Source organism: Tsuneonella flava (genome assembly GCF_002870965.1).
GTDB lineage: Bacteria > Pseudomonadota > Alphaproteobacteria > Sphingomonadales > Sphingomonadaceae > Tsuneonella > Tsuneonella flava.
Map to the genome: position 1 here is coordinate 92593 of NZ_PHSO01000004.1, position 23742 is coordinate 116334.

The following is a 23742-nucleotide window of genomic DNA, read 5'->3' on the forward strand; positions in this document are numbered from 1 at the left end:
CCATGATTCAGGTTTTCTCCTTTTATCTGTTCGCGGCACTGACGATCCTGTCGGCGGTGTTTGTCATTATGTCCCGCAATCCCGTGCATTCGGTTTTGTGGTTGATAATGGCGTTCTTCAATGCTGCTGGTCTGATGGTGCTGGTGGGCGCTGAATTCATCGCGATGCTTCTGGTCATCGTCTATGTCGGAGCAGTCGCAGTACTGTTCCTGTTTGTAGTCATGATGCTCGATATCGATTTTGCGGAATTGCGGGCAGGATTTGTCAAAAACTTCCCTCTTGGCTTGGCTATCGCGCTGGTCCTTTTAGCCGAACTTGTATTTGGCATCGGTGCTTACAGTGCAGGTGCGCTTGAGATGGGGCATGCGGCAGCCGCCGCCTCACCGCAGATTGATGGTGCCAGTAACATCGAGAGTATCGGTGCGGTACTTTACGGTAAGTATCTTTTTCTGTTCGAAAGTGCAGGAATCATTCTTCTCGTAGCGATGGTTGGCGCAATTGTGCTGACCCATCGTGAGCGTAAGGATACGCGGGGCCAAAACATCGGCAGACAAATTCGGCGTCGCCCGCAAGATGCGACCGTCAATGTTCGCCCCGAGGTGGGCAAGGGGGTTCAGCTGTGATCGGCGTCACGCATTATGTCATCGTGGGCACGATCTTGTTCGTGCTTGGCGTTCTGGGGATATTTCTCAATCGGAAAAACGTGATTGTTATTCTGATGGCGATTGAGCTGATCTTGCTCGCGGTGAATATCAACCTCGTTGCCTTCAGTGCATTTCTGAACGACTTGACCGGGCAGATTTTTGCTATGTTCGTGCTGACCGTTGCGGCTGGTGAAGCGGCGATCGGTTTGGCAATTCTCGTCATCTATTTCCGTGGCCGCGGCACGATCGCTGTCGACGATGTCAACCGGATGAAGGGATAGCACCTTGCACCCGATCCTTCTTATCGTATTCCTGCCGTTATTGGCGGCAGTTATCGGCGGGCTTGGTAACAAGGCGCTGGGCAACCTCGCGGTCAAGTCGCTGACCACCGCTCTTCTGTTCGTGTCGTGTGGTTTGAGTTGGCCGATCTTTATTGGCTTTTTGACAGGTGCGGAAACTGCCTCGGTCATTCCGGTGCTGCAGTGGGTTCACTCTGGCAGCATGACGTTCGATTGGGCATTGCGCGTTGACACACTGACTGCGGTCATGTTGGTCGTCGTCACCACTGTGTCGGCGCTCGTGCACCTCTATTCATGGGGGTACATGGCAGACGAGCCGGATCAACCACGGTTCTTCGCTTACCTTAGCCTGTTCACCTTTGCGATGCTCATGCTCGTGACCGCAGACAACCTTGTCCAGATGTTCTTCGGATGGGAAGGGGTAGGCCTTGCCAGCTACCTTTTGATTGGGTTTTGGTTTCGCAAACCAAGCGCGAGCGCGGCGGCAATCAAAGCGTTTGTAGTCAACCGCGTCGGCGACTTCGGCTTCATGCTCGGCATTTTCGGCACCTATCTGGTGTTTCAGACGGTTTCGATTCCCGAGATTCTGGCGGCCGCTCCGGGCATGGCTGGCAGTACCATTGGCTTCCTTGGGTATCGTGTCGATACTATGGATCTATTGTGTATCCTGCTGTTCATCGGAGCGATGGGTAAATCCGCGCAGCTTGGCTTGCACACCTGGTTGCCTGACGCGATGGAAGGGCCGACCCCCGTGTCCGCGCTCATTCACGCGGCGACGATGGTCACGGCAGGTGTATTCATGGTGTGCCGCCTTTCGCCCATGTTCGAGGCGGCACCTGCTGCACTGATGTTCATGACATTCGTCGGCGCGGCGACATGTTTCTTTGCTGCAACGATTGGCACCACGCAGTGGGATATCAAGCGCGTGATCGCCTATTCGACGTGTTCGCAGCTTGGATACATGTTCTTTGCTGCAGGTGTTGGCGCTTACAATGTGGCAATGTTCCACTTGTTCACGCATGCCTTCTTCAAGGCGCTCCTGTTCCTTTGTGCAGGCAGCGTGATTCACGCCATGCATCACGAACAGGATATGCGTTATTACGGCGGTCTGCGGAAACATATCCCAATCACATTCTGGGCAATGCTTGCCGGCACTCTGGCGATCACCGGGGTCGGTGTAGCGGGTGTGTTCGGTTTCGCTGGTTTCTATTCGAAGGACGCCATTCTCGAGGCCGCGTTTGCGCGCGGCACCAACCTTGGCAATCTGGCATTCTGGATGGGAACGATCGCGGCGTTGCTGACGAGTTTCTATTCGTGGCGTCTGGTTTTCCTGACGTTTTATGGAAAACCGCGTTGGATCGAGAGCGAACACATCCAGCATTCGGTTCACAAAACGCCAGAACAAGCTGGAGAGGACACCACTGGCGGATATCATCCGCATGAAAGCCCTCTGCCAATGCTCGTCCCTCTTCTCGCACTAAGTGTGGGGGCAGTATTCGCTGGTTTCGTGTTCGCCCCCGCGTTTGTTGAAAGCGCCGAATTCTGGCAAGGCTCGGTGTTCTTCAATGAAGGTCTGATGCACGCCATGCATGGTATTCCGGCATGGGCCAAATGGTCTGCTACTGTCGCAATGCTGATCGGGCTGGCGATCGCATTCCAGGGCTATATTCGCGATAAGGAGCTGCCTGGCCGCATTGCCGGGCAACTCGGACCGGTCTATCGCTTTGTGTATAACAAGTGGTACTTCGATGAACTGTATCATTTCCTGTTTGTGAAACCGGCATTCTGGCTGGGGAACAAATTCTGGAAGTGGGGAGACATCGGTATAATCGACCGCTTCGGGCCTAATGGTGCGGCCTGGCTGGTTTCTCAGGGGACAGCTGCCGCCAAGAAAGTGCAATCCGGATATCTCTATAGTTATGCGCTCGTCATGCTTATCGGCGTCGTGGTCGCGATCTCTTGGGTAATGGTGCGATGAACGGCTTTCCGATCCTTTCGTTAATGCTTCTTGTGCCCCTTCTGGGCGCGGTGGCGTGCTTTATGCTTGAGGCCAAAGCGGCGCGATCGGTCGCCCTGCTTGCCACTCTCGTGGACCTTGCTCTCGGTGTAGTCCTTTGGACAGGCTTTGAAACGGGTGGTGCCCAGTGGCAGTTTCAGGAAAGCCATGCTGTTTTTGCCGGCTTTTCCTATGCACTCGGCATTGATGGAATTGCGTTGATGCTGATCGCGTTGACGGTATTTCTGATGCCGATCTGCATTCTGGCAAGCTGGGATTCTGTGCAGAAACGCGTTGGCGAATACATGGCGGCGTTCCTGTTCATGGAAACGCTGATGATCGGCGTGTTTGCTGCACAGGATCTCCTGCTGTTCTATATCTTCTTTGAAGCGGGCCTGATCCCGATGTATCTGATCATCGGCATATGGGGCGGTGATAACCGGATATACGCCAGCTATAAGTTCTTCCTTTATACGCTCCTTGGCTCGGTCCTGATGTTGATTGCGATGTTGTGGATGATCCACGACGCGGGAACGACTTATATTCCGACTCTGATGCAATATGATTTTCCGGCGCAGGCGCAAACGTGGCTGTGGCTAGCGTTCTTTGCCAGTTTCGCGGTTAAGATGCCGATGTGGCCGGTTCACACTTGGCTGCCGGACGCACACGTTCAGGCGCCGACTGCGGGCTCAGTTATTCTGGCCGGCGTTTTGCTGAAGATGGGTGGCTACGGCTTTATTCGCTTCAGCTTGCCGATGTTTCCGGATGCGAGTGCACAATTGGCATGGCTCGTTCTTGGATTGAGCATGGTGGCGGTCGTATATACTTCGTTGGTTGCTCTGGTGCAGTCTGACATGAAGAAGCTAATTGCTTATTCTTCGGTTGCTCACATGGCGATCGTCACCATTGGCCTGTTTGCTTTCAACGTGCAGGGGCTTGAAGGTTCGATGATGGTCATGTTGAGCCACGGGCTCGTGTCTGGTGCATTATTCCTTTGCGTCGGTGTTATTTACGATCGTTTACACACGCGTGAGATTGATCGCTACGGTGGCCTCGCAATTAATATGCCGAAATACGCATTGTTCTTCATGTTGTTCACAATGGGCAGTATCGGTCTTCCTGGAACCAGTGGGTTTGTCGGTGAATTTCTTAGTTTAGCTGGAACATATCAGATTTCGACTACAGTGACTCTGGTCTGCACAACCGGCATTATCCTTGGCGCTGCTTACATGTTGTATCTTTATCGACGGGTTGTGTTCGGCGAACAAAAGAATTCCGACGCCGCCGCAATGCCTGATCTTAACGTGCGCGAATGGCTTATGCTTGGTCCGATTGCGGCGGCTGTGCTGTGGATGGGCGTTTATCCCGAGAGCTTTCTGGCTCCGATGAGAGCCGACATTGCAGCTTTGGACGCGCGACTAGCAAGTGCGAAGCCTAAGGGCGACTCACAGCCGACTGCGCCAACCGAAGCCACCCGTCGTACCCATGCCGCAAATGCAATGGAGCACCACGGTGATGCGGAAGAAGGCCCGACAAATGAAGCACTCGAGGGAGGCCACTGATGGACTTTTCGGCATCCCTGTCACTTGTTGCACCTGAAATCGTACTGTCGCTCGGCGGCTTGTTGCTCCTGCTGTGTGCGGCATGGATGGGAGACAGAGCGAGCCGTGCAATATCGATAGCGTCAGTGATCATCATTGGTGCTGCTGCAGCACTGACCATTCCTGTCTTATGTGGCGGAGCAATGGGGGCAGGAACGCTTGCCTTCGGCGGCCAAATGCGCGTCGATGCATTTGCGGCATTTGCAAAATTGCTCATCTACATTTCGGGTGCAACCTGTCTGATGGTGGCACCGCGCTTCTTCGACCGTTGGGGAGCGATGCGCGCGGAATATCCCGTACTGGTGCTGTTTGCGGTGCTTGGCATGGGCATCATGGTATCTGCTGGCGATCTGTTGACGCTGTATATCGGTCTGGAAATGAACAGTCTTGCCGCTTATGTGCTTGCTGCATTTCTGCGGACTGACGGTCGTTCCGCTGAAGCGGGGCTTAAGTACTTTGTGCTTGGCGCATTGGCGAGCGGCATTCTGCTGTATGGAATGAGCCTGACTTACGGCTTTACGGGATCGACTAGTTTCGATGTTATCCGTGTGGCGCTTGCAGGCGATATTTCAACCGGAGCACTGATTGGCCTAGTCTTCGTTCTGGCTGGGCTTGCGTTTAAGATTTCAGCAGTTCCGTTCCATATGTGGACGCCTGATGTATACGAAGGTTCGCCCACTCCGGTAACGATGTTCTTTGCAACGGCCCCTAAAGTGGCTGCAATGGCGCTGACAATGCGCGTGGCGCTCGATGCGTTCGGTCTCCAGGTAGACGCATGGCGGCAAATTGTTGTGTTTGTCTCCCTAGCTTCGATCGTAATCGGTGCCCTGGGTGCAATCGGACAAGATAATATCAAGCGGTTGCTTGCATTCTCGTCAATCAACAACGTCGGCTTTATTCTCGTAGGCCTGGCGGCAGCGACCCCGGAAGGCGCCAGCGCGATGTTGGTTTATCTCGCGATTTATGTTGCCATGTCAGTCGGCAGTTTTGTGGCAGTTCTGATGTTGCGTGACGCGAACGGCGATTACGTGGAATCGATCTCCGACCTTGCGGGGCTTTCTCGTACTAAGCCGCTGATCGCGTGGTGCCTTTTGCTCATCATGCTGAGCCTTGCCGGCATACCGCCTCTGTTCGGTTTCTGGGGCAAATTGGTAGTGTTTCAGGCGGCAGTGAACGCCGGAATGATCGCGATTGCCGCAGTCGCTATCGCCGCATCGGTCATAGGGGCGTTCTACTACCTTAAAGTCGGTAAAGTTATGTTTTTTGATGAACCGGTAGATAAGGTGACAGGAGACAATGACTGGGCACATTGGGCTCTGCTGATCGTGTCGACAGCATTTATTTCTCCGCTCGGTTATCTACTCACGGGATGGCTTAGTGAATTGGCCGACAAGGCCGCTACAGCATTGTTCCTCGTCGCTTGATCCGCACGGTAGCAGAGACCGGATCGACCAATGCCGACCTCGTCTCGCAGTTAAATGCAGGCGATTACGTCGCCGAAGGCGATTGGCTGGTGGCGGATAGGCAAGTCGCTGGCCACGGGCGGCAGGGGCGTGCGTGGTTTGATGGGGCGGGGAACTTCATGGGCTCTACCATAGTGCGGGTCTGCCCATCGGATCCGCCCTCTCCGACCCTTGCGCCACTGGCGGGGCTGGCCTTGTACGAGGTGGTCACGCCATTTCTCGCTGAACCTGCAACGCTTTCGCTCAAGTGGCCCAATGACCTGCTTCTCAAAGGTGCCAAGCTGGCGGGTATACTGCTGGAAGGCACTTCTCACGCGGTCGTCATTGGGATAGGCGTCAACCTTGCTAAGGCTCCGGAAGTGACTGGGCGCGAAACCATCGCTTTGTCGCATATCGGCCCTGCACCTGATCGCGACAGCTTCGCGACTGCATTGGCATCGTCTTTTGCTCGGGAATTGGAACGATGGCGTAGTTTCGGCACGGAACCGATGTTTCGCCGTTGGAAGGCTGTCGCGCACCAGATCGGAACTGTTCTAACCGTGCATGAGCCGGGAGGCGGCGTCATTTCCGGTCGCTACCAAGGGTTGAAGCCCGACGGATCGTTGTGTCTAGCGTTGGACAGCGGAGAAATTCGTGTCATCCATGCGGGCGACGTTACAATCTGATAGGATCGCCTAATGCTGCTTGCTGCTGATGTCGGTAACACCAATGTTGTATTCGCCCTGATTGATGGTCATGAAATCAAGGCGCGTTGGAGGATCGCCACCGATCCCCGGCGAACAGGTGATGAGTATGCGGTTTGGCTTCTTCAACTTCTGAAGATTGAGGGTGTGGCGCGGAAATCGATCGATCAGTTTATAATTGGTTCGGTCGTGCCGAGAGCGATTCATAATCTCACTGTCTTTGCAGAAAAGTATTTTGGTAAGACGCCGCTGATTGCAGGTGAAGGCAATGCACAATGGGGATTGGCGATTGATGTCGACGAACCGCGATCTCTCGGCGCGGATCGAGCACTGAATACAATCGCAGCCCACGCCAAATATGATGGCGATTTAATCGTAGTCGACTTTGGGACTGCCACGACATTTGATGCTGTCGATTTCAACGGCGCATATAAAGGAGGCATCATTGCCCCTGGCATCAATCTTTCGCTCGATGCGCTCGTCGGGAATACGGCAAAACTTCCTCGCATTGCGATCGAAGCGCCAGCGAACGAGAGCGTGATTGGCACCAATACTGAAGATCAGATGCTGATCGGTGTTTTCTGGGGATACGTTGCAATGATGGAGGGGCTGATTGCGCGAATGAAAACGGAGATTGGTCGTCCAGCCAAAGTCGTCGCTACGGGAGGGCTCGCGATACTTTTCGATCAGCATACTGAGATTTTTGATGCCGTCGATCCGGATCTGACACTGGAAGGCCTTGCCATTTTGGCAGAGCGAGCAAGCGCGTGAATAAAAATTTCACTCCTGAAGACGAACTACTGTTTCTCGCTCTTGGTGGATCGGGTGAGATAGGGATGAATGTCAATCTCTATGGTTATCAGGGGCGGTGGCTGATGGTCGACCTTGGGATGACCTTCAGTGGGCAGGAATATCCTGGTGTCGATCTCGTATTCGCTGACCTGTCATTTATTGAAGATCGTGCCGATCGCCTTGACGGTATTGTCCTCACTCATGCACATGAAGATCATATCGGGGCGGTGCCATACTTTGCCGCCGATCTGGGGGTCCCGCTCTATGCAACGCCTTTTACTGGCGAATTGGTACGGAGGAAGCTTCAGGAAGCTGGGCTGGAAGACGATGTCGAGCTGATTATCGTCGAAGGCACCGATAAATTTGAGGTAGGCCCGTTCGCGATATCCTATGTTCCGCTCGCTCATTCGATCGCCGAAGGCAATGGGCTTCTGATCGATACGCCTTTTGGACGCGTGTTCCATACTGGCGACTGGAAGCTCGATGAAGAGCCGATTATCGGCGAACCGACTACCGAAGAAGAACTATGCGAAATTGGCGATGCGGGAGTGCTCGCCCTCGTTTGCGATTCAACCAATGTTTTCAACCCGGTTGAAAGCGGGTCTGAAGGCGCGGTTTACAAGGGTTTGCATGAGGAAGTCGCGCGTTGGCATGGCAGGCGAGTAGTCGTTACCACATTTGCCAGCAACGTGGCCCGTCTCCACACTTTGGGCGAAGTCGCGCGGGCAACCGGACGCCAGCTATGCGTGGCGGGGCGCTCGCTCGACCGAATTATCGAAGTTGCGCAAGATAACGGTTATCTGGAAGAATTGCCGCCGTTGGTCGATTTCGACACAGCAATGGGCTTGCCTCGAGGAGAAGTGCTGGTGGTTGCAACCGGGGGGCAAGGCGAACCGCGCGCGGCACTTGCCCGCATGGCAGATGAAAACCATCCTATCGAGTTGGTGAAGGGCGATGTAGTGCTGTTCTCAAGTCGCCAGATTCCAGGGAATGAAATAGCTATTGGGCGCGTGCAAAACCAACTTGCGCAGCGTGGAATTGTCATGGTGACCGATCGGCAGAGCGACATCCACGTATCTGGCCACCCTGGTCGACCGGAACTGGAAGCGCTCTACACATGGTTGCGACCCGAGATTCTTGTCCCGGTTCACGGCGAGGCACGCCATATGGCAGAGCAAGCCCGCTTGGGTTCCAGCAGAGGTATTCCGCATACAATTTTCCAAATGAATGGCGACATCGTCCGTATTGCGCCAGGCAAACCAGGCAAGCTGGCCGAGGTTGAAAGCGGTCGTCTCGTACTCGATGGTGACATCATTGTTCCGGCAGACGGCGAAGCAATCACCATGCGTCGCCGCCTTGCGCGTGAAGGAGTTGTTGTCGTGGCGCTGGATGCGCAGGGGAGGGCAACCATTGAAGGGATCGGACTTCCTCTCGATGAAGATTACGACGCCTTTGTATCTGAAACGAAAGAGGATATAGCGACCGCGCTAGGCAAGCTGAAAGGTGCGGCACGACGAGATCGCAGCGAAGTTTATGAGGCAGTTCGTTTGGCTACCCGTCGTGCAGCGACCCGTTGGAGCGGCAAACGCCCGCAAGTTCGGGTCTTGTTACCGGAGAATTGAGATATGGCATGGACTTCTGTTCTTGCGATCTACCTGCTGTTCTGGGTGATGGCTGCTTTTCTCCTGCTCCCTTTCGGAGTTCGCACACACGATGAAATGGGTGTTCAGAAAGTTCCGGGCCAGGCCGATAGCGCGCCAGCAAACTTTCGCCCGAAACGTCTAGTGGTGCGAGCGACCGTTTTGGCGGCGGCGCTGACTGCGCTCTATGTTGCGAACTACGTCAATGGCTGGGTCACGCTCGATAGTTTGAGCTTCATCCCAACCCCGGAGGTCAACGAAAACCCGTGATATGGTCTTAGGTGCGGAGGCGTTCGATTGCCTGTGCCAGCGCCACATAGAGCTTGCCCATATCGGAACTGAGTAAGGTGACACCGATAGCGTGACCATCGCGCGTAGAGAGCATCGACCGCAGCATTGCCTCAAAATCGTGGATGTAACGGTTGACGTGTTCGCGGAAATCTTCGTCGGCTTCGTAAATACCCACCAGTTCGCGGGCTTCGGAATTGTCGAGTAGACGAACGGCCCGGCGGGTGAATATGCCGCGATCCCCTTTGAGATAGCTTGCCCAGGCGCTATCCGTGACATCAGCCGACAACGCCTTGGCAATATCGATAGAATGAGAATTGAGGCTTTCAGTGATCAGAGCAACGCGGCGCGAAAAATCATTATCCACCTGCTCCTCTGCGCGCTGCCGGGCGAGGGCGACACGATTTTCCAGATTGCCTGCCAGTTCGTTGATCCGCGCCAGTTGATCGCGCAATTGGATAGCCGCTTCGCGGCTAGCGTTATTAACCCGGTCAGTAGCCGTTTCAACAGAGGCAAGTGCAGCAGTGGTCCGCTGTCGCACTGTTCGCTCGATGTGCTCGGCAGCATCGGCACCCACCTTTTCCGCGATTTCCTGAATACGAACGGTGTTTCCGGCATCGATCGAATCGACGGCTTTCCGCGCTGAATGTTCAAGTACTGCAATCGCATCGCGTAACCGGCCTTGTGCATCGGCAGAGAGGGCGGAACTATCTTCAGAAAGAGTAGACAGACGATCATGCAATGTGTCTAGCTGGGACAGGTGCGCCTGATGGGTTTCCTGAATACGAGAATGGAATTCCTCGATATCCGTCATCGCGCCTGCGCTTTCAGACTGCGCTGCCAAGACGTATTCGGACAATTCACGCCCTTTGTCGCTTGCCCCCGCGAGAATCAAGCCAAGTGTTTCTCCGCGTAAAACGACTTGATTGACATTCTCGCTGGCCGCTTCGATTGCTTCGGGCAATTCGCTGCGGCTGCGTTCAATGCTGGCCTGCAGCAGTTCGAGCAGGCGCACACTCGCTTCGGTCAGTTCGCTAACGGTTCGGTCAGTTTCTGTCAGTGCAACCCGGCTACCCGACAGGCGTTCTTCAAACGTAGCGAGCACCGATGACAGCGTCGTTTCTGCTTCGCGTCCCTGCATAGCCGCGCGTTCCATTTTGCCGACGAGATTATCGATATGACGGGATACATCGGCACTCTGTTCGGCGATCAAACTCACATGTTCGAGGTGTTTCTCAGCTCGTTCAGCAATGCTGGCATCAAATGATGCCAATTGTGCACCGACTTCTTTGATCCGCGATTCTGTGTTCCGGTCTGCAGCGGAGCTAAGGGTATTCAGCTCCTGCATAAACTCGGAATGGGCCGCTCCGAGTTGTTCCATAATTGCGGCAGTGTTGCGACGAACCTCATCAAGACGTTCATTGGCGCCACGGGTAGCAACGCGATCGATTTCTTCAATTTCGGCGGCCGTTTCAACCATCTGATCTTGCAAAACCGCAATCCGGCTTTCCCAGCGGTTGAGCGCCGCTTCTTCGGCATCGGTCAGGCTGCGGCCCACCGAAGATGCGCCGTCGCGAATAGCGGTAATGCGTGCTTGCAATGATTGGAGGAGTTCGGCCTCCCGCTCTTCCAATCCGTCGCTTGCCTGGGCAACTTCGTCGCGTAAACGATCTGCCCGCATCCTCATCGCCGCCAGAACCTGAACCTCGCGCGCATCCAGATCGGTGCGGAAATCCTCGATCCTGTCGCGCAAAGCGACAAAGCGGGCCGACGTTGCTTCCTCGATTTGCAGGGATTGGGTACCCAGAACATTCAGCGTCTCGTCAATCCGGATGCGAAGCGCTTCTACTTGTTGGCTGCTGGCAGTTCCAAACTCATTCAGTCGTTCGAAGCCACTGATTAGCTCCCCAAGCTGATCCTGAGCGGATCGGCCGACCGCACCAATCTGGTTGGTCATGTCACGAGTGGAATTGGCCACGACCGGCAAGTCATCTCGCAGGCGATCCATATTCTCGGTCGCCTTGCGACTGACTGTTTCTATTGCATCGAGTTGAGCGCCGTTATCGCGGATCAATGACTGGAGATGTTCCGCATTTGCGCTGATCCTAGCGGTTGCCACGCGTCCGAGAGTTTCCAGTTCGCGCATTTCGGCGGCAAGAAATTCTCGTGCTAGGCTTAGTTCACGATTGATCGTGCTCAACCGAGTCTCGAGCGTAATTGACTGAGCCGCCAGATCTCGCCCGACATCGACAAAACGTGACATTTCGCGGCGGCTCGTCCGCATAACCAACAGCCATAGAGCAACAACCAGCAGCACCGGCACGCTCCATTGCACGATCATTTGAGATGCAAAAGTTGGATCGATGGAAGGACTTAGTCCTCCGCGATGGGCCCAGAGAAAGAACCCTGTCCATACGAGGATTACACAAATTGCCAGCGATGGAGCCAGCCATGTCGATTTGCGGCGTTGCGCTCCATCCTCGACCCAATCGGCATCGTCAGCACCGAAATCCTCTTCAGCCCAGTCATCCTGAGGTGAAAGGGCGTCTTCTCGTTCGGCATTGGCCTGCGTTTCAACGGGCGCATCAGCGCCGCCATCTTGGCCAACGGCCCGAATGTGCTTTCCCCCGGTCATCTATCAAACCTATCACGAAACGGGTCGCAATAAACCCTCCTTTAACTACGTATCGGGTAGCTTCTATACCCTATGGCCTACGAACACGGTGATTTTGACAGGACCCTTGCTGCCGCAGCAGGGGAGGATCTGGCTCTTTATGCCGAGCTCCGTTTGGCTTTTATCGAGAGTCTGAACGGGCACCTTGATCTACTCAAACGCGCGCGTTGTGACGGTAACTGGGCAATGGCTGCGCTGCGTTTAAAAGGCCTCGCGGCAAGCTTTCATTCGTCTGCACTTATTGAGCTTGCCGAGGATGCCCTGACCAGTGCCCCTGGGGAGCCAACAATTGTGCGAAAAATCGAACGTTACCGCGACGAATTCTCATGATGGATGATGTGCCGCTTGGCACTTCAGTTCGCATTCCCTAGATCGTTTTCTCCTGTATGGAGGAGATTGAGGCGTGCGCGTCGCATTGCTGTCGGCATTGGGCGAAAGATATGGTGAGCCGGGAATAGGGCTACAGCCTTTCGCTGGCCGCAGTGTGCTGGCATTACAAGTTGACGCCGCGCTGGCACTGGGCTGTGAGCGGATTGTTTGCCTTGCTGAGAGCGCAACCCCGGAAATTGCCGAGCTTCAGAGACAGGCCGAAAGTGCGAATGCGCGCTTCAATGCAATCACAGCTCATCGCACGCTTTCTGGTATGGTTAGTGCCAATGACGAAGTGCTTGTTTTGGCACCGGGGTTACTGGTCGACGGTAACTGGTTGGTGGACCGTTTCTCTCAAAGGCCGGGTTTGGCGGTACTGCCGATCGAAATCGGTCTTGAGCATGGTTTTGAACGAATAGATCGTGATCGCGCATGGGGAGGTGCCCTACTTGTACGAGGGGATGCCGTAGAAGCATTAACTGCACTGCCTCCGGATGGGGATGCGGTGGCAGGCTTGTTACGGATTGCCCTTCAGCGCGGTGTGCGTGCCATTCCTGTTCCGGAATCTTCACTGGATGACGGTCGTTGGTCACTGGTGCGAAGTGAGAACCATGCGCGACGATTGGAGGCTCTATGGCTTGGGCGTCATGTTCCGTCGCCCGGTTTTAGCGAGCCCGGCGACGTAGGTGGTTACGTGATTGCCCGGTTTCTTTCGGGCAAATCACGTTCGCAATCATGGCCAGTTATTCTCGGCATGACGGCAATTCTGCTGGCTATTGGCGGCGGTGTGGCTGGCTGGTCAGGCCGAGTAGCGGGTGGCTTAATCGCTCTCATGGCATCTGCTGCGCTGGGAAATATCGCGTATCACTTATATCGCTTCATTAGGGCCGGAAAACCAGACGGGTGGATCCGTGCGCTCCCCGGCATTCGCAATTCGATTCTCGATATCGCGCTCGTCGCGCTGTCATTTGGAAAGCAGGATGAAGGGCAATGGTACGGAGTATATGTGGCGCTAGTGTTGGTTGTGGCCATGCGCTTGTCTGAAGAAGCGACAGCACCGATGTGGTCACGTCCGTTTGCTGATCGGTCTCTCGTAATCTCTCTGGCTCTTATCGCTATCCTTTCCGGATTTCCTGTTATTGGCATAGGAATTATCGCGCTCGTTGTGCTTTTCTTGCGTCTCGTCAAACCCTTCACTCGAAGCTAACGTCGGTTTAACCAACATCGGCTAGGGCTGAGCGATGACCGAATCTGGCACGTCACAGTCGCAGGCGATCCCTGTTGAATCGATCCTCCGCCAAGAGCTTGCGGTGGGAGATGCGTTGCTTGGTTCCATTGAACCCATTCTTGGCTATCTTCTGACAAACCACGATCAGGCATTATTTAGCGATGAGATCGTCAGTCGCGTTCGGGGCATGTCTGTCGATCTGGCACAGCAAATGTTGTCGGTTCTGGCTGAAGCAATGGATTCTTCTGAAATGCACGCTTTCTCTGATGAGGCTATCGACACTTTGTCGGAAGCTCTGATCGAAGACCGCGACATTACATGTCATTGTCATGCCCTTGCAGTCGAAGCGCAACTTACGAGCCGACTTGAAAGACAGCATGGAATAGATCCGGTGTTGAGTCCGTTGCTTCAGGCACTCATCGCATCGGACGATGCCCAGGTGGCGTCCCTGGCAATGTCAGTTTTGACTTCTCACGCACGTTTTATTCAGCGCCAACGGCGCATGGAACTTGTGCTATCCGATCTGCCTGCGGACCTGTTCCATCGGGCCGTTGAAAAGTTCAGTCAGTTTGCCGAAAGTGTTTCAGTGGAGTCGGCAGCCGTGGCGATAGGGCGACTGCGACAAAACTATGATGAACGCGCTTGTCGTCCCGCTCTTCTCGAACGTCTCGTAAATGAGACGGGAAATGGGGTGCGTGCCGCTTTATTTGTGAGCCATGCGGGTGTTGCGATATTCCTGTCAGCACTGGCATCGATGGCGAAGCAGCCGCGAGACACAGTGATCCTCTCAACCAATGAACAACAATCTGCTCGCCTGACATTGGCTCTGTTGGCGGCGGGTCTGAAGCACACTGAGGTCGAGCAGCAATTGATGTACTTTAATCCGGAAGTCACGCTGCCAGAGGATTTTTCAATGCTGAGGGCAGACCGTGCAGCATCTTTGCTTGCCGAATCTGATTGTGCAGTAAGGGGCTGACCGATGCCTGCGTCGAATGGGATAATCGCCAACGCGCGGAGTGACCGGGAGGACTGGTTAATCGAGGCGGACGAGCCCCTCGCAGGGCTGCAAATTCGGTGTGGTGGCGAACTGCCCGGAAAGATTGCAATTCCCGAATTGCTGGAGAACGTCCGTAAAGCGCGCTCCTTGGGGTTACGGTTGGCGCGTACCATTCATGCGTTCGACGGCAACGAGATCGTTCGTGCATGGGTTGAGATCGCACCTGATCCCGCCCCGGATCAAGGTGGTTGCGCGATTAGTGTTGGCACCTGGCATACAGCTGATTTAGCCAGCGAAAGCGATATACAAGCTGCAGCGCGACATATCGAAATCGACCGTGAACTCGCTGAACTGACAGCGCGGCTTGATCGCGAACAGCGTGTTATCACCGTCGATACACGTGCTGCGGATTTACGGCATCTCGCTGAAAAGATGAGGGGCCAACCTGCTGTCCAGTGGAGTGAACTGGTTGCTTTCCCTGGGCTGGAACATCGCTTGCCTTTGCATTGGCGACTGCTCGATGGCGCGACGTGTCGGATCGATGGGTCTGCCCGCGAATGGACGGCAACCATCGTTCCTTTGGGGGAGCCAACGCCAGGAAGCGCTGGTTTCGAACTGTTTCTGGTTGCCCAAACGCCATTCCCGACACAGACGGCACCTTCTCAAAGCAAGGCGCCTGCCCCCCCCATTCCTGCCATCTTCGGTCAGGAACTAACGCCTGCGTTGCGGCAACCGATCACGCGAATCATCGCCAATGCGGAAACGATCCGGGCTAAGCTGGCGGGGCCGCTGGCAGAAGAATACAGTGCTTATGCGGCGGATATTGCGTCAGCCGGACAGCACCTTCTTTCGCTAATCGAAGATCTCTCCGATCTCGAGGTGGTCGAATCGGATCGATTTTCGACCGCTCCCGATAGTATCGATCTCGCAGATGTCGTGAGGCGGGCCAGCGGGATACTCGGTGTGCGGGCGCAGGAACGGGGGATCAGCATCGTTCCTTTGGATCAGGATGCTCATTTGCCTGCGACAGGAGAATTTCGCAGGGTATTGCAAATTCTGCTGAATTTGCTCGGTAATGCGATCAGATATTCACCTGAAGGGTCCCGTATAACACTCAGCCTTTCGCAGGCTGATGGAATGGCACAGGTTGCGGTTATGGATGAGGGTTCAGGTCTGACCGAAGAGCAGATTGCGTCTGTGTTTGGCAAGTTCGAGCGACTTGGCCGCAGCGACGATGGAGGTTCCGGCCTTGGACTTTATATTTCGCGGCGTCTGGCGCGGGCGATGGGGGGCGATCTGACTGCTGAAAGCGCGCCGGGGCAGGGGGCCCGGTTTATTCTGTCGATCCCCGCCCGTGACGAGCCTTAATCGGTATCATGCCGGCGGGGCACTTTTAGTCCAAGTAAGAGTACGAAGACACCCGTTATCCCGATAATTGCGCCTTTACCAATCCAGTCATGATTGGCGAGCATAAAGCTCTCTGCTGGCCACATGATTATCCCTGCGCCTTGAAGCGCGAAGAAGCTGCCAAACACGGCAAGCAGGCCGCCCATCGAGATCAACAGAACTCGAAGAGCGGCCATGACAGTAAATTAGCGCTTGTCGACCGGCACGTAATCGCGCTGGGTCGGGCCGGTATAGAGCTGACGCGGACGGCCGATTACCTGACCGGGATCGGAAATCATTTCGTTCCACTGCGCGACCCAACCCACGGTGCGGGCGAGAGCGAACAGGGCGGTGAACATAGTGGTAGGGAAGCCGATGGCCGACAGGATCACGCCGGAATAGAAATCGACATTGGGAAACAGTTTTTTCTCGATGAAATAGTCATCGTTGAGAGCCATTTCTTCAAGACGCAGTGCGGTTTCGAAGACCGGATCGTTGACCTTGAGCGCATCGAAAACCTCGCGCACGGTCTTTTGCATCACAGTCGCGCGCGGATCGTAATTCTTGTAAACGCGGTGACCAAAGCCCATCAGGCGGAACGGATCGTTCTTGTCCTTTGCACGTTCGATATAGTGCGGGATCTTGTCCGGTGTGCCAATCTCACGCAGCATGTTGAGAGCCGCTTCGTTTGCGCCACCATGAGCGGGGCCCCACAGGCAGGCGATGCCCGCTGCGACACAGGCAAACGGGTTCGCACCTGATGAACCGGCAAGACGCACGGTCGATGTCGAAGCGTTCTGCTCATGATCGGCATGAAGGATGAATATGCGATCCATCGCCTTTTCAATGGCCGGGTGGACCTCATATTCCTCAGCCGGGACGCCGAACGTCATCCGCAGGAAATTGCCAGTATAGCTGAGGGAATTGTCGGGCTGCAGGAACGGCTGCCCGATCGAATACTTGTAAGCCATCGCCGCGATCGTCGGCATTTTGGCGATCAGGCGGTGGCTGGCAATCTTGCGCTGTTCCGGGTCGGAAATATCGGTGCTGTCATGATAGAAGGCCGACAGAGCGCCGACCACGCCGCACATCACTGCCATCGGGTGAGCGTCGCGACGGAAGCCCTGATAGAACTGCCGCAGCTGATCGTGCAGCATCGTGTGGCGAGTGATTGTGTAGTCAAATTCGTCAAGCTCACCCTGCGACGGCAGTTCACCGTTCAACAACAGATAGCTGACTTCCATAAAGCTGGAATGTTCTGCAAGTTGGCCAATAGGATAACCGCGATGGAGCAGGACGCCTTCTTCACCGTCGATAAAGGTCAGCGCGCTTTCGCAGCTGGCGGTGGATTTGTAGCCCGGGTCGTAAGTGAACGCTCCGGTAGATCCGTATAGCTTTCGGATATCGATCACGTCCGGCCCAAGGCTGCCCTCCAGAACCGGAAAATCGTACCCGGTACCACCGAGTTCCAGTTTAGCCTGCTTGTCCGCCATGATCGGTCTCCTTGTTATGTGTTATCCGCCCCGGAAGTCGCGACAGCGGGATCGATCTGATCGTCTATCCGCGCCAGCGCCTCGTCTCTTCCGAGAAGGACCAGTACGTCGAAAATTCCGGGCGACGTGGTCGTCCCCGTTAGTGCTGCGCGCATCGGCTGCGCGAGCTTGCCGAAGCCAACATCGAGCTGCTCGGCGAGTGATTTACTAGTGGCTTCAAGAGCTTCGATTGTCCAGTCGTTTTCCCCGTGCAGCGCTTGCGATACACGGGTGAGATATGCGCGCCCATTGTTGTCAAGCAGCTTGGCTGCCTTCTCATCAATCGACAGAGGGCGGGACTTGAACAGAAACGCGGCGCCATTAGCGAGTTCATCGAGATTCTTTGCGCGAAGCTTCAACTGGGGCATCGCCTTTTCAAGAAGTGCGATATCGACCTTGCCTTGCATTCGCGGTGCGACGAGCGCGGCGAGGCGGGCGTCGTCCGCCGCGCGAATATAATGCCCGTTGAGGTTTTCCAGTTTCTTCAGATCGAAGCGAGACGGGCTCTTGCCAACGCCGTCAAGGTCGAACGCAGCAATCGCTTCTTCTCTGGTGAACTCTTCCCGGTCGCCGTGCCCCCAACCGAGGCGCAGCAGATAGTTGAACAGTGCCTCGGGAAGAATGCCGTATTCATCGCGATAGGTATCCGCGCCAAGGGCCCCGTGGCGCTTTGACATTTTGGCGCCATCGTTACCGTGGATCAGGGGAATGTGGGCGTATACCGGCTCTTCCCAGCCCATTGCGCGATAGATCGGCAACTGGCGGAAAGCATTGTTCAGATGGTCGTCTCCTCGGATCACATGGGTTACCCCCATATCATGATCGTCAACCACCACGGCGAGCATATAGGTCGGTGTGCCGTCTGCCCGGAGGAGGACGTAGTCGTCGATCTCCGCATTTTGGACAGTTACGCGCCCTTGCACCGCGTCATCGATAACCGTTTCGCCATCTTGTGGCGTCTTCAGGCGGATAACGAACGGTGCGCCATCGGGCGCCTCTGAAGGATCGCGATCGCGCCAGCGCCCGTCATAGCGCATCGGTTGCTTGTTTGCGCGCTGTTCGGCCCGCATCGCTTCCAGCTCTTCCGGTGTGGCAAAGCATTTGTATGCGTGCCCCGATTCGAGCAGTTGGTTGGCGACTTCGGCGTGCCGCGCCGCGCGCTGAAACTGATAAGTCGTATCGCCGTCGAAATCGAGGCCAAGCCAGTCCAGCCCATCGAGGATCGCGTCGATCGCCTCGGTCGTGCTGCGCTTGCGATCGGTATCTTCGATCCGCAACAATACTTTGCCGCCATGATGACGGGCGAAAAGCCAATTGAACAACGCTGTCCGCGCGCCACCGATATGGAGGAATCCGGTCGGCGAGGGAGCGAAGCGCGTGACAACTGCTCCGCTACTGCTTGTCATGCGACGGCGTTTCCTTATCCAAACAAATCATGATCGCCCATATGGTGTCCGATGTGCCCCAGGAGAAGGGGCTGGAACCAGGGGATGCTGCATTGCAGCGTCCTTGGCGGAAGGCAGTCCAATTGTCCAGTGTGCTGGCAACAGCGAACGATTTCCTCGCTGACAGGGGGGTTGAGCGTGTGCCGTGGTTGGCCATTGTACTTGGGACAGGGATCGTGGTGTGGTTCGTTCTGGGGCAGCCGTGGCAATGGGTCGCAACCATTGCGTTTGCCCTTTTTTGTGTAGCATCCGCCAGATATTACTGGCGGGAAAGGCAAGGTCGCGAATACCTTTCTGTGGCGATTACGGGGCTGGGTATCGCGCTGGCATTGGGCGTGGCTCTCATCTGGGTTCGCTCCGAACTGGTCGGGGCCACCCCCCTTTCCCGCCCGGCAGTCGTTACCATTGACGGTCGAGTGCTGGCGCGAGAGGACCAGCCAGCACTCGACCGCACCCGGCTGACACTCGCTTATCGCGATGCAGGCAGTGGTGCGCCGCGGAAGGTGCGCGTCAACGTGCCGACGTCGGCAATGCTGGACGACATCGAAGATGGCGCGCGGATATCGCTGCGAGCGCGCCTGATACCGCCGTCGCCGCCGCTTCTGCCCGGAAGCTACAACTTTGCGCGTACAGCGTGGTTCAACGGACTGGCCGCCACCGGATCCCTCATCGGAGAAATCGAACTGGTGGAGAAGCCGCCGCCCAGTCGGTGGGATATTGGCCGAATTCAACGCGCATTGTCGCAGCATGTACGCCATCAGGTCGACGGTTCGCCGGGCGCGATTGCGGCGACTTTCGCCAGCGGGGATCGCAGTGCCATCGGTGCCAGCGACGAAAACGCGATGCGGGATGCCGGGCTTACCCATTTGCTTTCGATCAGCGGATTGCATGTCAGTGCAGTGATGGCGGCGACCTATCTGTTGCTGATCCGCTTGCTCGCTCTGTGGCCATGGCTTGCGCTGCGGGTGCGCTTGCCGCTGGTTGCCACCTGCATCGCAGCCGGGGCAGGGGTGGGATATACCCTGCTCACAGGCGCGCAAGTGCCCACGGTGCGTAGCTGCGCGGCTGCTCTGCTGGTATTGGGCGCGATGGCGTTGGGCCGGGAGCCATTATCGCTGAGGATCGTGGCCGTCGCGGCGGTATGTGTCATGCTTTTGTGGCCCGAGACGGTTGTTGGCCCCAGTTTCCAGATGAGCTTTGCCGCAGTGGTCGCCATCGTAGCGCTGCATCGAAGCGCTCCGGTGCAGCGCTTCATGGCTCCGCGGGAGGAGGGCGTGATAAGGCGTAGTGGTCGCAGGATCACGATGCTGCTAATTACCGGGCTGGTGATCGAGATTGCCCTGATGCCCATCGTGTTGCTCCATTTCCACCGTGCCGGAATATATGGTGCGATCGCCAATGTGTTCGCCATTCCCTTGGTCACATTCATTTCCATGCCCATGATCGCGCTGGCCTTGCTGTTCGATATATTCGGGTTGGGCGCTCCGTTCTGGTGGTTGGCGGGACATTCGCTCGATTTGCTACTAGCCATCGCCCATTTCACGGCGGAGCAGCCGGGGGCGGTCAGGCTAATGCCCCAGATGGGGGCGATCACGTTCACGCTGTTCGTTGCCGGTGGATTATGGCTGGCGCTGTGGCAAGGGCGGGTGCGGTTATACGGTCTTGTTCCGGTAGCGGCAGGGACCATTGCTTTGCTCGCGACCCCGACCCCCGATTTGTTGATAACCGCCGATGGGCGGCAGGTCGGTATCGTCGGGGAAGGGGACCGGCTGCTGCTGCTGCGCGACAGCAAGAGCGCGTTTTTGCGAGACAACCTCCTCGAAATGGCGGGCACGGAAGGCGAACCCTTGCCGCTGGATCGCTGGCCTGGTGCGCGATGCAGTCGTGAGTTCTGCACAGTCACACTCCGTCGTGGAGAGCGCGACTGGCACCTGTTGCTGGCGCGCGGCCGGACGCTGGTGGCGGAACGTGCGCTGGCTGCGGCCTGTGCGCGTTCGGATATCGTGATTGCCGACCGCTGGTTGCCGCGGTCATGCGGGCCGCAATGGATCAAGGCGGATAGGCGATTGCTGAGCCGGACAGGCGGCCTGACGATCAACCTGGAGACTGGCACAGTGACAACTGTCGCTCAGTCTCAGGGCGCGCATGGATGGTGGCCTCAGCGCAGTCGATAGCGGACTGTCCGCTATCAGTGATAGCGCCGCAACAGACCCGATAGACGCCCCTGCACCACGACTTCATCGGGGCGGTAGATCTGCGGTTCGTATGCCCCATTGGCCGGATCGAGCCGGACCATTCCGTTTTCGCGCCGTAAATACTTGAGAGTCGCTTCCTCGTTACGGACGAGCGCAACGACGATTTCCCCGTCGCGGGCGGTATCCGTGCGTTTAATGAGCGCGAAATCGCCATCGAAAATGCCTGCTTCGATCATCGAATCGCCGGATACTTCCAGCGCGTAATGATCCCCCGGCCCAAGCAGTGCGGCGGGCACGGGCAGAGTGCTGTGGCTTTCCAGAGCCTCTATCGGTGCGCCTGCAGCAATCCGGCCATGTAGCGGAATTTCGATCACATCGTTTGCCGGTTCAGGGCGGGCAGGGGCCTTGTTCAACGGTGCGAGATTGTCATTCTTCGGCTTACGTGGAACCGAAACCGAATCTTCGGGCTGCTTGATCACTTCCAGTGCGCGCGCGCGATTGGGCAAACGGCGAATGAACCCGCGTTCTTCCAGCGCCGAGATGAGGCGGTGAACACCCGACTTGCTCTTCAGGTCGAGCGCTTCCTTCATTTCCTCGAAAGAAGGCGAGATGCCGCTTTCTTCCAGTCGGCGTTGGATGAACTGAAGCAATTCATGTTGCTTGGCGGTGAGCATCGCGTTCTTCCCATAGCGTTCCATAAATCGGAACGAACACGGAACAATTAGGCAACCTTTTTGGCTAGGTCAAGCATCTCCGCCATTTTTCAGCGCCAGCACCCGAACGCTGTCACCGTCCAGCGCCGCCGGGGCGCCAATTGGCCGCTCGATCAGCACATCGGCACTTGCCAGCGCGTGTAACGCGCTGCTGTCTCGCTCGCCAATCGTAGCCACCCCTCCGTCGGCCCAAACGCCCCGCATGAATTCCTGCCGTGCGCCGCCGACAGGCAGTGCGCCCGACAGGCGTGCCTCGATAAAGCGGGGCAGGGGATCGCCAGCCCCGGCCATCCGCCGCAAAAGCGGGAGCAGGAAGAGGTGGGCGGTGACGAATGCGGACACGGGATTGCCGGGCAAGCCCAATACAGTGATTCCGCCCTTGCGCGCGACAAGCAGGGGTTTGCCCGGACGAATGGCCACCCGCCAGAAATCGATTGTCGCACCCCAGTCTTCCAGAGCCGCTCGCACGTGATCGTGATCGCCGACCGAAGCCCCGCCGGTTGTGACGATCACATCCGAATCCGCGGCAGCCCCCAGTGCTTCGCGGAGGGCGCTGCGGCTGTCGGAAACAGGTGGCGGCACCACAGTTCTGGCGGTCAGCCCGCTGCACATCGCGGCCAACATCGGCCCATTGCTCGCTGGCAGGGCATCGGGCCGGGTGGGATCGGTACGGGCAGTCAATTCATCGCCCGAATCGATTACAGAGGCAATGGGCCTGCTGCCTACTTTGAGCTGCCACACACCGGCGGCCATTGCGAGCGCCAGACTTGCGGCATCGATCCGGGTTCCGCTGCTCAGGAGCATGTCGCCAGCGGTGAAGTCGAAACCCCTGCGCCGAATGTAACGATCCGTCGGGCGATCCCCTTGGGGGTCTGCAATGGCCACTGTGCCCTCGCCGACATGGGCATTTTCCTGCAACAGGATGGCATTTGCGCCCTCTGGCACATGCGCGCCGGTGGAGATGCGAACTGCCTCTCCACGGCCCAGCGTACCGGCAAACGGATGACCGGCGGCGCTTTCGCCCACCAGTCGCCATGGGCCGCCTGTATCATCGGCCCGCATCGCATAGCCATCCATCGATGACAGGTCGGCTGCTGGCTGAGTGCGCCGGGCGACAAGCGGTTCGGCCAGATATCGCCCGCAAGCCGCAGTCGTTTCGATCGTCTCGCTGCCCAGTGGAGCGACATCCTTGAGCAAGCGCGTCTGCGCCTCGTTCAAAGGGATCGGTGACGTCATGGCTGAGCGCGCCATGGGCCTGACTTGCCGCCATCTTTGGCGATCAGGCGGACCTGTTCGATCACCATTCCCTTATCGAGCGCCTTGGCCATGTCGTATATCGTCAACAAAGCCACGCAAGCCGCTGTCATCGCTTCCATTTCAACCCCGGTCTTGCCGGTCAGAGTTGCTGACGCCGTCACCGACAGCGCGCTCTGCTCGAATGCAAACTCGACTGTGACCGATTCCAGCGGCAACGGATGGCACAAAGGGATCAGGTCCGCCGTCTTCTTCGCTGCCATGATCCCGGCGATGCGCGCCGCGGCCAGAACATCGCCCTTCGGCGCATCCCCATCGCGGATAGCCGCCAGCGCCATCTCCGACATCGTGATCCGACCTGAAGCGATGGCCTTGCGCGCGGTTTCCGGCTTGCTGCCAACGTCCACGATTCGGGCCGCGCCGTCGGCATTCAGGTGAGTCAGACGTGTCATTGCCAACTCCTTGATAATGCTGGATCAGGGCGGAGACATGGACCACATGTTACACTGTCCAGAAGAAGAAAAATCCACCCGCCCAATTCGC

Annotated in this window: 21 protein-coding genes; 14 read left to right on the top strand and 7 right to left on the bottom strand. The window is 56.7% G+C overall.

Going from position 1 to position 23742, the window contains the following annotated elements:
* The first annotated feature begins 2 nt into the window (after window positions 1–2).
* Genes CV013_RS04005 through CV013_RS04045 form a run of 9 tightly spaced genes read left to right on the top strand, consistent with a single transcriptional unit; the run spans window position 3 to window position 9388 of the window.
* On the top strand, window positions 3–623 hold the full coding sequence (locus CV013_RS04005) for an NADH-quinone oxidoreductase subunit J (RefSeq protein WP_102153990.1): 621 nt from the start codon (window positions 3–5) through the stop codon (window positions 621–623).
* Window positions 620–925, top strand: coding sequence for an NADH-quinone oxidoreductase subunit NuoK (nuoK, locus tag CV013_RS04010; RefSeq protein WP_102153991.1), 306 nt, complete (start codon window positions 620–622; stop codon window positions 923–925). Before CV013_RS04005 ends, nuoK begins: the two co-directional genes overlap by 4 nt.
* 4 nt (window positions 926–929) lie before the next feature.
* Window positions 930–2921, top strand: a complete 1992-nt coding sequence (nuoL, locus tag CV013_RS04015) for an NADH-quinone oxidoreductase subunit L (protein ID WP_102153992.1) — start codon at window positions 930–932, stop codon at window positions 2919–2921.
* Window positions 2918–4501, top strand: coding sequence for an NADH-quinone oxidoreductase subunit M (locus CV013_RS04020; RefSeq protein ID WP_102153993.1), 1584 nt, complete (start codon window positions 2918–2920; stop codon window positions 4499–4501). Before nuoL ends, CV013_RS04020 begins: the two co-directional genes overlap by 4 nt.
* Window positions 4501–5964 (top strand): NADH-quinone oxidoreductase subunit NuoN, encoded by a 1464-nt coding sequence (gene nuoN, locus CV013_RS04025; protein ID WP_102153994.1) that lies wholly within the window; start codon window positions 4501–4503, stop codon window positions 5962–5964. The genes CV013_RS04020 and nuoN overlap by 1 nt, the downstream gene beginning before the upstream one ends.
* On the top strand, window positions 5961–6668 hold the full coding sequence (locus CV013_RS04030) for a biotin--[acetyl-CoA-carboxylase] ligase (RefSeq protein ID WP_102153995.1): 708 nt from the start codon (window positions 5961–5963) through the stop codon (window positions 6666–6668). Before nuoN ends, CV013_RS04030 begins: the two co-directional genes overlap by 4 nt.
* 12 nt (window positions 6669–6680) lie before the next feature.
* A complete protein-coding gene (locus tag CV013_RS04035) occupies window positions 6681–7457 on the top strand; it encodes a type III pantothenate kinase (RefSeq protein WP_102153996.1) in 777 nt (258 codons plus the stop codon).
* On the top strand, window positions 7454–9100 hold the full coding sequence (locus CV013_RS04040; protein WP_223805295.1) for a ribonuclease J: 1647 nt from the start codon (window positions 7454–7456) through the stop codon (window positions 9098–9100). Before CV013_RS04035 ends, CV013_RS04040 begins: the two co-directional genes overlap by 4 nt.
* Window positions 9101–9103: 3 nt before the next feature.
* A complete protein-coding gene (locus CV013_RS04045) occupies window positions 9104–9388 on the top strand; it encodes a DUF1467 family protein (RefSeq protein ID WP_102153998.1) in 285 nt (94 codons plus the stop codon).
* Window positions 9389–9395: 7 nt separating this feature from the next.
* On the opposite strand, the gene CV013_RS04050 is transcribed toward CV013_RS04045, so the two are convergent.
* On the bottom strand, window positions 9396–12041 hold the full coding sequence (locus CV013_RS04050) for an ATPase (protein WP_102153999.1): 2646 nt from the start codon (window positions 12039–12041) through the stop codon (window positions 9396–9398).
* Window positions 12042–12113: 72 nt separating this feature from the next.
* Here CV013_RS04050 and CV013_RS04055 point away from each other — a divergent pair, with 72 nt between their 5' ends.
* The 4 genes from CV013_RS04055 to CV013_RS04070 all read left to right on the top strand — a co-directional run bounded on the left by CV013_RS04055 (window position 12114) and on the right by CV013_RS04070 (window position 16042).
* Complete coding sequence (locus CV013_RS04055; protein ID WP_102154000.1) at window positions 12114–12410, top strand: Hpt domain-containing protein; 297 nt, start codon at window positions 12114–12116, stop codon at window positions 12408–12410.
* Between the two features lie 73 nt (window positions 12411–12483).
* The gene (locus tag CV013_RS15510; protein WP_123639947.1) at window positions 12484–13656 is read left to right on the top strand and encodes a hypothetical protein; all 1173 of its coding nucleotides are present in this window, start codon (window positions 12484–12486) and stop codon (window positions 13654–13656) included.
* A 34-nt stretch (window positions 13657–13690) separates the two neighbouring features.
* Window positions 13691–14653, top strand: coding sequence for a hypothetical protein (locus CV013_RS04065; protein ID WP_102154002.1), 963 nt, complete (start codon window positions 13691–13693; stop codon window positions 14651–14653).
* Window positions 14654–14656: 3 nt separating this feature from the next.
* Complete coding sequence (locus tag CV013_RS04070; RefSeq protein WP_102154003.1) at window positions 14657–16042, top strand: sensor histidine kinase; 1386 nt, start codon at window positions 14657–14659, stop codon at window positions 16040–16042.
* Here CV013_RS04070 and CV013_RS04075 read toward each other — a convergent pair.
* The 3 genes from CV013_RS04075 to gltX are packed head-to-tail and all read right to left on the bottom strand — an operon-like array spanning window position 16039 to window position 18998.
* Window positions 16039–16227: a hypothetical protein gene (locus CV013_RS04075; RefSeq protein WP_198591822.1), complete on the bottom strand. Its 189-nt coding sequence runs from the start codon at window positions 16225–16227 to the stop codon at window positions 16039–16041. The genes CV013_RS04070 and CV013_RS04075 overlap by 4 nt on opposite strands.
* Before the next feature lie 39 nt (window positions 16228–16266).
* Window positions 16267–17553 (bottom strand): citrate synthase, encoded by a 1287-nt coding sequence (locus tag CV013_RS04080; protein WP_102154005.1) that lies wholly within the window; start codon window positions 17551–17553, stop codon window positions 16267–16269.
* A gap of 14 nt (window positions 17554–17567) precedes the next feature.
* Window positions 17568–18998: a glutamate--tRNA ligase gene (gene gltX / locus CV013_RS04085; protein WP_102154006.1), complete on the bottom strand. Its 1431-nt coding sequence runs from the start codon at window positions 18996–18998 to the stop codon at window positions 17568–17570.
* 29 nt (window positions 18999–19027) lie between these two features.
* On the opposite strand from gltX, the gene CV013_RS04090 reads away from it, so the two are divergent.
* Window positions 19028–21211 carry a ComEC/Rec2 family competence protein gene (locus CV013_RS04090; RefSeq protein ID WP_102154007.1) on the top strand — a complete coding sequence of 728 codons (2184 nt, stop codon included), beginning with the start codon at window positions 19028–19030 and terminating at the stop codon, window positions 21209–21211.
* A gap of 14 nt (window positions 21212–21225) precedes the next feature.
* Here CV013_RS04090 and lexA read toward each other — a convergent pair whose 3' ends face one another.
* The 3 genes from lexA to moaC all read right to left on the bottom strand — a co-directional run bounded on the left by lexA (window position 21226) and on the right by moaC (window position 23651).
* Window positions 21226–21906, bottom strand: coding sequence for a transcriptional repressor LexA (lexA, locus tag CV013_RS04095; protein ID WP_102154524.1), 681 nt, complete (start codon window positions 21904–21906; stop codon window positions 21226–21228).
* Between the two features lie 69 nt (window positions 21907–21975).
* Window positions 21976–23181, bottom strand: coding sequence for a molybdopterin molybdotransferase MoeA (locus CV013_RS04100; protein ID WP_102154008.1), 1206 nt, complete (start codon window positions 23179–23181; stop codon window positions 21976–21978).
* The gene (gene moaC / locus CV013_RS04105) at window positions 23178–23651 is read right to left on the bottom strand and encodes a cyclic pyranopterin monophosphate synthase MoaC (protein ID WP_102154009.1); all 474 of its coding nucleotides are present in this window, start codon (window positions 23649–23651) and stop codon (window positions 23178–23180) included. The genes CV013_RS04100 and moaC overlap by 4 nt, the downstream gene beginning before the upstream one ends.
* Window positions 23652–23742: the final 91 nt, after the last annotated feature.

What these genes read in the sequence shown, in the direction of transcription:
- CV013_RS04005 (WP_102153990.1), top strand. Translation starts at nt 3, where the DNA reads ATGATTCAGGTTTTCTCCTTTTATCTGTTCGCGGCACTGACGATCCTG.
- CV013_RS04020 (WP_102153993.1), top strand. Translation starts at nt 2,918, where the DNA reads ATGAACGGCTTTCCGATCCTTTCGTTAATGCTTCTTGTGCCCCTTCTG.
- nuoN (WP_102153994.1), top strand. Translation starts at nt 4,501, where the DNA reads ATGGACTTTTCGGCATCCCTGTCACTTGTTGCACCTGAAATCGTACTG.
- CV013_RS04035 (WP_102153996.1), top strand. Translation starts at nt 6,681, where the DNA reads ATGCTGCTTGCTGCTGATGTCGGTAACACCAATGTTGTATTCGCCCTG.
- CV013_RS04045 (WP_102153998.1), top strand. Translation starts at nt 9,104, where the DNA reads ATGGCATGGACTTCTGTTCTTGCGATCTACCTGCTGTTCTGGGTGATG.
- CV013_RS04050 (WP_102153999.1), bottom strand. Translation starts at nt 12,041, where the DNA reads ATGACCGGGGGAAAGCACATTCGGGCCGTTGGCCAAGATGGCGGCGCT.
- CV013_RS04055 (WP_102154000.1), top strand. Translation starts at nt 12,114, where the DNA reads ATGGCCTACGAACACGGTGATTTTGACAGGACCCTTGCTGCCGCAGCA.
- CV013_RS04065 (WP_102154002.1), top strand. Translation starts at nt 13,691, where the DNA reads ATGACCGAATCTGGCACGTCACAGTCGCAGGCGATCCCTGTTGAATCG.
- CV013_RS04070 (WP_102154003.1), top strand. Translation starts at nt 14,657, where the DNA reads ATGCCTGCGTCGAATGGGATAATCGCCAACGCGCGGAGTGACCGGGAG.
- CV013_RS04075 (WP_198591822.1), bottom strand. Translation starts at nt 16,227, where the DNA reads ATGGGCGGCCTGCTTGCCGTGTTTGGCAGCTTCTTCGCGCTTCAAGGC.
- CV013_RS04080 (WP_102154005.1), bottom strand. Translation starts at nt 17,553, where the DNA reads ATGGCGGACAAGCAGGCTAAACTGGAACTCGGTGGTACCGGGTACGAT.
- gltX (WP_102154006.1), bottom strand. Translation starts at nt 18,998, where the DNA reads ATGACAAGCAGTAGCGGAGCAGTTGTCACGCGCTTCGCTCCCTCGCCG.
- CV013_RS04090 (WP_102154007.1), top strand. Translation starts at nt 19,028, where the DNA reads ATGATCGCCCATATGGTGTCCGATGTGCCCCAGGAGAAGGGGCTGGAA.
- lexA (WP_102154524.1), bottom strand. Translation starts at nt 21,906, where the DNA reads ATGCTCACCGCCAAGCAACATGAATTGCTTCAGTTCATCCAACGCCGA.
- CV013_RS04100 (WP_102154008.1), bottom strand. Translation starts at nt 23,181, where the DNA reads ATGACGTCACCGATCCCTTTGAACGAGGCGCAGACGCGCTTGCTCAAG.
- moaC (WP_102154009.1), bottom strand. Translation starts at nt 23,651, where the DNA reads ATGACACGTCTGACTCACCTGAATGCCGACGGCGCGGCCCGAATCGTG.